Source organism: Syntrophales bacterium (genome assembly GCA_023229765.1).
GTDB lineage: Bacteria > Desulfobacterota > Syntrophia > Syntrophales > UBA5619 > DYTH01.
On sequence record JALNYO010000062.1, the window covers coordinates 1 to 8748 of the forward strand.

An 8748-nucleotide genomic window follows, 5' to 3' on the forward strand; every position below is an offset into this window, starting at 1 on the left:
ATCTCTGCGTTCCTCCTCCGTCAGTGTTACTCGATATCTTGGTTGCATGGCGACCTCCTTCATTGAGTTGTCGCCAGAATATCATACTTTCTCTAAATACGAAAGATAAAATGTTACATGGTACTAGGTTACCCATCGGAATCGAAAATAATGCATGGCCCAATAGACTTGAACCACCAGGATACTTGGCCCGAGCGATTGTTGCTGATTTGCGTGCTAACTTTGGAGCAGGGGTTCAAATGATGAAAACGCTTTTTCGGTAATTCGTCCAAGGATAGAGACAGACGCGCCCTCTCTTACTGATATTTTTCTTGTTATATTAGAGTATTTGTTCTAAGTTAGAATAAATACTCTACCAAGACAGGAGAAAACGCCATGAAGGTTCTGCTCATCCAGCCCCCAAGTCATGCCCCCCTTACCGATCAATTTTTCTTGTTTGAGCCATTGGCCTTGGAATATCTCGGGGCAGGTCTCAAGCTGGACGGCCATACTGTCGAGATTCTTGATGCCCGGTTGGAGCCGGATATCGAAGGGGTTTGCCGCAGGTTTCAGCCGGATTTGGTAGGCCTCACCGGTTTCACCAGCCACGTCAATATCATCAAGAATATTACGGCCCGTCTCAAGGCCATCTTCCCGGAACTCTTCGTAGTGATTGGGGGGCACCATGCCACGGTGCAACCTGAGGATTTCAACGAACCGGACATTGATGTCGTGGTCATCGGCGAAGGAGTTTTCACTCTGCGCGAGATAGCCGGGGCCTTAAAAGCAGGGGCACGCCTCTCGGAGATCAAGGGGCTGGCTGTCCCGTGTTCGGAAGGGATGATGTTCAGTGCGCCACGGCCCTACACCGACCTGAACGATCTCCCTTTTCCCGATCGCTCACTGACGGCCCGCTACCGGAAACATTATTTCAGCGAATGGTTCAAGCCCCTGGCCTCGGTGCGCACGTCGCTGGGCTGCACCGCCCGCTGCAACTTTTGCGCCCTCTGGTCCATTACCGGCGGCAAATATCTGCGCCGCGATCCGGCGGCAGTGGTGGCGGAGCTGAAGGCCATTGCCGAGCCGAATGTTTTTTTCTGCGATGACGAATCCATGTGCGATGCAAAACGGATGGACCGACTGGCCGACCTGATCCAAGAGGCGGGGATAAAAAAGAACTACTTTCTCTATGGCCGGGTGGATACCATCATCAACCACCCGGCCCTGTTCGCCAAATGGGCAAAAATCGGCCTGGCCCAGGTTTTTGTCGGCATGGAGGATTGTTCCGACCAGCGACTCAAGACCATGAACAAAGGGATAACCACAGAGCAGCAGGGCCGGGCGGTCAAAATTCTTGATGAGCTGGGGATCATGATGTACGCGTCCTACATGGTCAATCCGGACTACAGCCGTGCGGATTTCCGCAATTTGCTCGCCTATGTGCGACAACGGAAGCACAAGTACGCCACTTTCACCGTGATGACCCCGCTTCCCGGTACCAAGCTCCATGCCGAGCGATACGGAGAGATATTGAGCCACAAGCCGGAACTCTACGACATGGTCCATGCCCTTCTCCCCACCACCCTGCCGCTTCCGGAGTTTCATGGGGAAATGGCCAACCTCTGGGCCAAAGCGGTGCCGTTTTACAGGATCATCCCCACCCTTGCCCACTTCGGACTGCAAGGCATGCTGCAGCGAATACGCCTGTTCGGCACTGTTCTCAAAAAGATTCGTTTGGCCCACTTGGATTATGAGAGATGAATGAATTGTACAGGAAAGGACCGGAGGCTTTGCAATAATCATCGCTGCCTCTATCTGGTAACATATCAAATATGAAAACCCGTGACAAGATCATAGAGACAGCCATCCAGCTCTTTAATGAGCAAGGCACCAAAGGGGTGACCACCAACCATATCGCCGCGACCGTCGGCATCAGCCCGGGCAATCTCTACTATCATTTCCGCAACAAGGAAGACATCATCCGCGCCATCTTCGACCAGATGGACGCCTACGGCCTGGAACAGTATCAGCTGATACTCGAACGGTTTCAGCCCGGCACCCTGGAAACGATGGAACAGACCTTTGTCATGATCCAGGAATACAATTGGCGCTACCGATTTTTCAAACGCGAGCTGACCTCCCTGATCATGAACGATCCGCTCCTCAATGACCGTTTCCACCGAACCCATCACGCTATGCTCGGTGTTATCCTGCAATCCAATGACTATTCCGTTGCCACAGGAACACTGAAGCCCATGTCCGAAAAGGAGATGGCCCTCTTTACCGAAGAGATTTGGCTGGTGACTCTCTTCTGGCTTAACTACCTGGAGGTTGGCGGGGAAGAGGTCAATGAGGAAACACTCCGGAGGGGAATTGACCTCTTACGAAACCTGATCCGGCCACAGCTCACGACCAAGGCGGCAGCCGAACTGGCAAAACGGGAAGGTCGTAAACCTTGAAAAAAGTGGGAGATGCAAAGACTATCCGCACCTCCCGTTGACTAATTTAAACCGGGAAGCCAAATCGGAAGGGCGAAGAAACCGATCCGCCCTCATTCGGCTAACCATTTGAAAACGAGTTTTTCTACAGACTCGTTATGCGAGCAGATGAATATCTAAGGAGGGCTTATGGCAGTTATCATCATCCAGGCCATCGCCGCCGCCATCTTTCTAGTGGGCACAATATGGCTAGGCACTAAGATAAGGCGTATTCCCGAGAAGAGTGCGGCAGAAAGGGCCAGCCGCATCAGCCACCTGCTTTATTGGAGCTGTCTGGTGTTGCCCGGGCTAGTCAGTCTCTTCCACCCGGGCCTCCCTCGTTATGACGAGTTACTCGGAGTACCGTCTCTCCCATGGCGATCGGCCATGCTCGGAATTGGCTTGTTGTCGTTGTCGGTGGGGTTCGGCTTCTTAATCAGTTCAAATCACTCGTTGATCAAGTTGGGAAGAGGGACAGCGGCTTTTCTACTAACGAAACAAATGGTCAGAGTGCGTCTCTACCAGTGGACCCGGAATCCCATGTCTCTTGGCTACTACTTGGCGTGCGTGGGAATGGGCTTAATAGCTGATTCCACCGCTGTAACGCTTGGTGCCTTGTTGGTAATCATTCCCATCCACATGATTAACTTGCGGTACTTCGAAGAGAGGGAATTGGAACTTCGATACGGGAAACCCTATATCGAGTACAAGCGGCGCGTTCCTTTTATGTTCCCGAGGTTTCCATGCGGGAAGGAAAAGCGCACATAACGAATAAGGATAAAACGAACAAAACAATAGATAGTTATTCAATTACAAGGAGTAATCAATGCCCAGTGTGATAGCTAACGGAATTCAGATCGAATATGATTCTTTTGGTGACAGTTCGTCTCCAACGTTGTTATTAATAATGGGAGGCGGGAGCCAGATGATTTATTGGGAAGTCGAGTTCTGCAAGTTATTGGCAAAAAATGGGCTCTTTGTGATTAGGTTCGATAATCGAGACATCGGCTTGTCGACAAAATTTGAAAATGCCGGCATTCCCGACATGATAGCGGCCATGAGAGGTGAACCTGTAACCCCGGCATACACTCTTGAGGATATGGCAGATGATGCTGTTGGTTTGCTTGATGCTTTGGACATAGAGAAGGCACATATCTGTGGTGCTTCAGTGGGTGGCATGATAGCCCAGATCTTATCGTTTCGGCATCCTGAGCGTGTCCTGAGCTTGACCTCTATCATGTCGAGCACAGGAAATCCTGAACTACCACAAATAAAACCGGATGTTTTAGCTGAGGTATATAAACCTGTTCCGGACGGACGCGAAGCGTATATTGAACACAACGTGAATATGTGGCGCAAGCTCTGGAGTCCTGGATTTCCTTTTGACGAAAAGCGATTGCGGGCTCTCGTGGCCGAGAGCTATGACCGTTCTTATTACCCGCAAGGCATGGCACGTCAAAGCGCGGCTGTTCTTACCCATGGTTATAGAAAATCATCTATTTCATCGATAAAAGTCCCAACGCTCGTAATACATGGAGATAAGGACCCATTCATGTCAGTGGAAGGGGGCAAGGAAACAGCGCAGTTGATACCCGGCGCAAAACTGTTGATAATTGATGGAATGGGTCATGACATGCCAAAAGAGGCTTGGCCGGAAATAATCGATGCTATTTCTAATCATATAACGCACGCTAACGGAAATAACTACAGATAACTTCATAAAATGACATAACAGGAACAATTGAACAATTGAACAATTGGGGACAGCCACTTATTTACGGTGAACTAATCCGTGGCTTAAGTAAACAGTCCCCAAAAAACTGCCGAGGCAGACAAAGGGAGCAAGAATTTAGCGGGAAAATGATCGGCACCTTCGTTAATTTGTTAATTACATCATGATGCTAAGTCAGTTCCGCGCGCGGAACTGACTTGAACTGACAAGCCGTGACAGCGGAACGTCAATAAGTTGTGTTGATGGTGAATCGGGCAGAGGAGAATTGAATGGAAGCTGACAGCGGACGGATTGATGTATATTGTCATTCGATGACCCCGGCGTATCGCGAGGCGATCGCCTCGCTGGGACCAACTATCCGGACGCCGCAGTGGAGCCCGCAGGGGACCGTCGACTTTCTGGACCGGCACGGCAGCGTCGCTGCAGTGCTGTCGTTGTCGGTACTGGGGGTTCATAACGGCGATGATGCGGAGGCGCGTAAACTTGCCGTCCGCTGCAACGACGAGGCGGCGGAATTCGTCGCCCGGCAGCCGCAGCGCCTCGGAGACTTCGCTACACTGCCTATTCCGGACGTGGACGGGGTTTGCGAAGAGGCGGGCCGGGCCTTGGATGTGTTGAAGCTCGATGGGATCGGGCTGCTGTCCAGTTACGGCGGCAAGTATCTCGGCAACCCGCTGTTTGATCCGCTCCTGGAAGCCTTGGACAAACGCTCCATGGTGGTCTTGATTCACCCCAATAACCCTTTCGGCGCCATAGATATGGCAGGGCAGAAGATCAACTGGGTGTTCAGAGCCTGACGCGCAAAGAACGGGGCACTTGCGAATGCCCGGGATATATTGTGGCCAATAAAGCTAATGTTACTGATGGACGATCCGGATACCCAGGTCATTGCCCTTTATATTGAAGGCATGGATGAGCCGCGAAGGTTCCTGGCGGCAATGAAAAATGCCCGTTTTGCAAAACCAGTGGTCGCCTACAAGACCGGAAACTCCCGCACCGGCAATCAGGACTCCGGTTCCCTGGCCGGAAAGCAGGAAATCTACGAAGGGGCGCTCAAACAGGCGGGGGTTCTTCAAGTTGACAGCGCAGAGCGGCTTCTGGATACAGCGCGCGCCCTGGCCCTTTGCCCGCTTCCCGGCGGAGGAAAAGTCGCAATTCTTACCGGTCAGGCAGGCCCCGGGATAGCGGCCGCGGATGTCTGCGAGTCCAAAGGTCTGGAGATAGCCGCCTTTTGCCCGGAGACTCAGCTATTGATCAACAACCTGCTTCCCCCCCTTGCCCTGCGCACGAACCCCGTGGATATGGGGCCCGCCTGGTACAACACTCAAGCGATTGAGGGCATCATCGAGGCGGCCATGGAAGATGACAATGTGAACGGCGTTCTGCTGCTAATGGTATTCGCGTCAACCAACAGGGATGCCATAGCGGGCTTTTCCAGACTCCTGCTGCAATGGAAACAGAAAAAACCGGTTATCTCCTGTCTGCTCTCCCCACCGGGAATCTGGGACGAGGAAATCCGGCAACTCGAGGCAGGAGGCGCACTCGTCAATTTTCCCACCCCGGAGCGGGCGGCGGGCGCCCTGGCGGCGCTCTGGGAGTATCGGAAAATGAGCAGCTTTGAAGATAGAATCTAAAACCTGGCAGGCGATTGTTTTTGATTTTGACGGCACATTGGCGGGGCTTAACATAGATTTCGCCCTGATGCGCGCCGCCGTACTGGATTTGCCTCTCTGCCGGTCCATTCCAGAAGAAAAGCTCACAGGCCTCTACACCCTTTTTTCGATCTTGCCGATGCAGGCGGCTGCAGGGCTTCATCTGTTGCGCTTTTACAGATGAATTGGTTCAGAACGAATGAGCGGCTCTATGCTGATGGCGTGTCTCTTGAGAAGCTTCCAGAGCGTTACCCGGCTGATTCCCAGCAGACGGGCCGCCTCTTGCCGGTTTCCCCCCGTATTTTCAAGGATTCGGAGCAGCTCTTCTTTACGTGTCCGGCCGCCCTCCCCCTTTTGGGGGCGGCAAGGAAGGCGCATTCCCACCGGATGCAGCGATGGTAGGTGGTGGGCAGAAATCAGCTCTTCACGGCATACGACGAAGGCGTATTCGAGGACGTTGATAAGTTCCCGGATATTGCCGGGCCATTGCGAAGCAATCAGAAGCCCCATTGCCTGCTCCGTAACCCCCTGAATGTCCTTTCCCGTCCTCATCCGGATGGTTCGTATGAAATAATCCACAAGCAGGGGAATATCCTCCGGCCTTTCCCGGAGTGGAGGCAGGTTGATCGGGATTACATTCAACCGATAGAAAAGATCATCCCGGAAACCGCCTTCCCGGCACATCGCCCTGAGGTCCCTGTGGGTTGCGGCGATGATCCGCACGTCAACGCGGATCGGCGTCTGCTCGCCGACTCTCTCTATCTCCTTTTCCTGAAGCGCCCGGAGAAGTTTGATCTGCATCGTCAGAGGAATGTCGCCGATTTCGTCCAGAAAAAGATCGCCCCTGTGGGCCGCTTCAAAGCGCCCCTTGCGGTCTCTGCCAGCGCCGGTGAAGGCGCCTTTCACATGGCCGAAGAGCTCGCTTTCCAGCAGCGATTCGCTCAAGGCCGCACAACTAACCTTGATCAGGGGCCGCTTGTTTCTCTCCCCCAGGCGATGGATGGCGTTTACCGCCAGCTCTTTTCCCGTTCCGCTCTCGCCATAAATGATGATCGGGGCGTCGGAAGCTGCGGCGTTGCGGATCAGTTCAAAGACATCGGCCATCTTGCCGCTTTTGCCGATAATCCCCTCAAAGCCCTCCTGAGGCAACAGCAGGTGTTTAAGTTCCCGGATCACCTCTTCTTTTTCCACGAGATCAGTAATGTCCGTAATGGTTTCGACTCCGCCCACCGTTTTGCCGCTGCCGTCCTTCAGGATTGCGGCGTTCTTCAGCATATGGAGCGTTTTTCCATTCTTTCTGCGAAGCTGACAGCGGCGCTTGACCACTGTCCCCTTGGAAAACAGATCGCAATTCAATTCCTTTTTACCGGCTGCATTCGAACGGTCGGAAACGCAAACGTCGCAACCAAGAATTGTACAGGGCTGTCCCACCAGCTCCTTTTTGTCATAGCCGGTCATCTCCTCCAGCGCCCGATTGGAGGTCAGGATCTTACAGTCGACGTCTACAACGATGACGCCGTCCGTCATCGTATTCACGATGGTTTCCCAGTATTGTCCTAAATGGTTGCTGAACATGGCTTTTGTCCTTTGTTTATTCGATAACGGATAATGTTAATAAATGAACGTCTGTTAATTATCAAGCGTTTATTTTTTGTTAACATTTGTTCGCCGATCGAGCCACTGCAATAATCTTGCTATCATAATGAACTGTATTTGTTATTATTTTTTTTCATTCCCGTTTGGCCTGTCGATGGCTCTCTTTTTGCTGTTACCCCGGGAAACTTTAAACAGGAGGGAGTGTCTATGAAATTAAAGATTTTTGCAATTGCGCTCATTCTGGGATTGTCCGTTGCTTCAGACGTCCTGGCGGGGCCAAACCATGCCGACTTGCTTGCCGGCCCTTTCAAGAGCGGGCCCGAGGTGACAGCCAAGTGTCTGGAGTGCCACCAGAAACAGGCTCAGGATTTTATGAAGACGCCGCACTGGACCTGGTCTGACGAACAGGTGGTTCGCGGCAGGAAAGTATCCGTAGGCAAGAAGAACGTCATCAACAATTTCTGCATAGCCGTTCCTTCCAACGAGCCCCGGTGCACGGTCTGTCATGCCGGCTACGGCTACAAGAACAACCAGTATGACTTCACCAAGGCGGAGAACGTTGATTGTCTGGCTTGCCATGATACGACGGGAAGCTATAAAAAAGTCTTTCCGGCGGTGGCGCCGGATCCCAAGTTGGATCTGACCAAGATTGCCCAGAGCGTCGGAAAAAGCTCCCGGAAAACTTGTGGTTCATGCCACTTCTACGGTGGAGGCGGAGACCATATAAAGCATGGGGATCTCGATTCCTCGATGACGGACCCGACCGCGGAGCTCGACGTCCACATGGGCGGCAAGGCCAAGATGGGTTGCACCGACTGCCACAAAACCCAGAACCATGTAATTCGGGGAGAGTCCCTGCTGGTTTCGCAGGGGGACAAACTCCGCCTGCAGTGCGCTGATTGTCATGACAAGCCCCAGATCCACAAAAATGCGGCGTTGAACAGACATGCCAAAAAGGTGGCCTGCCAAACCTGTCACATCCCGACCATCGCCAGGGTGTTGCCAACCAAGGTCTGGTGGGATTGGTCGAAGGCCGGTCAGGATCTCAAACCGGAGAAGGATGCCTTCGGCATGGATACTTTTGCCAAGATTAAGGGGGAGTTCAAGTGGAACAAGGATTTCGCTCCCGAATACTTTTGGTACAACGGCAAGGTCGATCGGAACCTTCCCGGCGACAAGATCGATCCGAACGAATAAGGATAGATCGTGAGAGCGAAGCGAACCACGATCTTATCCTGTAGTTGGACGAGCCCGTTGGAAGTTGGCAGGGTTTTTGTATATGCAAATATCTTTTTTCGAGTGTGGGGCGGAT

General features: G+C 52.6%; 9 protein-coding genes. 8 read left to right on the top strand and 1 reads right to left on the bottom strand.

The window, feature by feature from the left end:
* Positions 1-375: 375 nt before the first annotated feature.
* From M0P74_17485 to M0P74_17515, 7 genes are all read left to right on the top strand, one after another.
* Positions 376-1740, top strand: a complete 1365-nt coding sequence (locus tag M0P74_17485; protein MCK9365380.1) for a B12-binding domain-containing radical SAM protein — start codon at positions 376-378, stop codon at positions 1738-1740.
* Positions 1741-1811: 71 nt separating this feature from the next.
* On the top strand, positions 1812-2438 hold the full coding sequence (locus tag M0P74_17490; GenBank protein MCK9365381.1) for a TetR/AcrR family transcriptional regulator: 627 nt from the start codon (positions 1812-1814) through the stop codon (positions 2436-2438).
* Positions 2439-2606: 168 nt separating this feature from the next.
* Complete coding sequence (locus tag M0P74_17495) at positions 2607-3224, top strand: hypothetical protein (GenBank protein ID MCK9365382.1); 618 nt, start codon at positions 2607-2609, stop codon at positions 3222-3224.
* 58 nt (positions 3225-3282) lie between these two features.
* Positions 3283-4170: an alpha/beta fold hydrolase gene (locus tag M0P74_17500; protein MCK9365383.1), complete on the top strand. Its 888-nt coding sequence runs from the start codon at positions 3283-3285 to the stop codon at positions 4168-4170.
* Positions 4171-4457: 287 nt separating this feature from the next.
* Positions 4458-4985, top strand: coding sequence for an amidohydrolase family protein (locus M0P74_17505; protein MCK9365384.1), 528 nt, complete (start codon positions 4458-4460; stop codon positions 4983-4985).
* 66 nt (positions 4986-5051) lie between these two features.
* Positions 5052-5822, top strand: coding sequence for a hypothetical protein (locus M0P74_17510; GenBank protein ID MCK9365385.1), 771 nt, complete (start codon positions 5052-5054; stop codon positions 5820-5822).
* Positions 5806-6024: a hypothetical protein gene (locus M0P74_17515; GenBank protein MCK9365386.1), complete on the top strand. Its 219-nt coding sequence runs from the start codon at positions 5806-5808 to the stop codon at positions 6022-6024. Before M0P74_17510 ends, M0P74_17515 begins: the two co-directional genes overlap by 17 nt.
* On the opposite strand, the gene M0P74_17520 is transcribed toward M0P74_17515, so the two are convergent.
* Complete coding sequence (locus M0P74_17520) at positions 6015-7415, bottom strand: sigma 54-interacting transcriptional regulator (protein MCK9365387.1); 1401 nt, start codon at positions 7413-7415, stop codon at positions 6015-6017. The genes M0P74_17515 and M0P74_17520 overlap by 10 nt on opposite strands.
* A gap of 228 nt (positions 7416-7643) precedes the next feature.
* On the opposite strand from M0P74_17520, the gene M0P74_17525 reads away from it, so the two are divergent.
* Positions 7644-8633, top strand: a complete 990-nt coding sequence (locus M0P74_17525; GenBank protein ID MCK9365388.1) for a tetrathionate reductase family octaheme c-type cytochrome — start codon at positions 7644-7646, stop codon at positions 8631-8633.
* Positions 8634-8748 lie beyond the last annotated feature (115 nt).

Bases quoted from the DNA above. Each gene is read 5' to 3' on its own strand.
- M0P74_17495 (MCK9365382.1), top strand. From the start codon at position 2,607: ATGGCAGTTATCATCATCCAGGCCATCGCCGCCGCCATCTTTCTAGTG.
- M0P74_17505 (MCK9365384.1), top strand. From the start codon at position 4,458: ATGGAAGCTGACAGCGGACGGATTGATGTATATTGTCATTCGATGACC.
- M0P74_17485 (MCK9365380.1), top strand. From the start codon at position 376: ATGAAGGTTCTGCTCATCCAGCCCCCAAGTCATGCCCCCCTTACCGAT.
- M0P74_17520 (MCK9365387.1), bottom strand. From the start codon at position 7,415: ATGTTCAGCAACCATTTAGGACAATACTGGGAAACCATCGTGAATACG.
- M0P74_17500 (MCK9365383.1), top strand. From the start codon at position 3,283: ATGCCCAGTGTGATAGCTAACGGAATTCAGATCGAATATGATTCTTTT.
- M0P74_17525 (MCK9365388.1), top strand. From the start codon at position 7,644: ATGAAATTAAAGATTTTTGCAATTGCGCTCATTCTGGGATTGTCCGTT.
- M0P74_17490 (MCK9365381.1), top strand. From the start codon at position 1,812: ATGAAAACCCGTGACAAGATCATAGAGACAGCCATCCAGCTCTTTAAT.
- M0P74_17510 (MCK9365385.1), top strand. From the start codon at position 5,052: ATGGACGATCCGGATACCCAGGTCATTGCCCTTTATATTGAAGGCATG.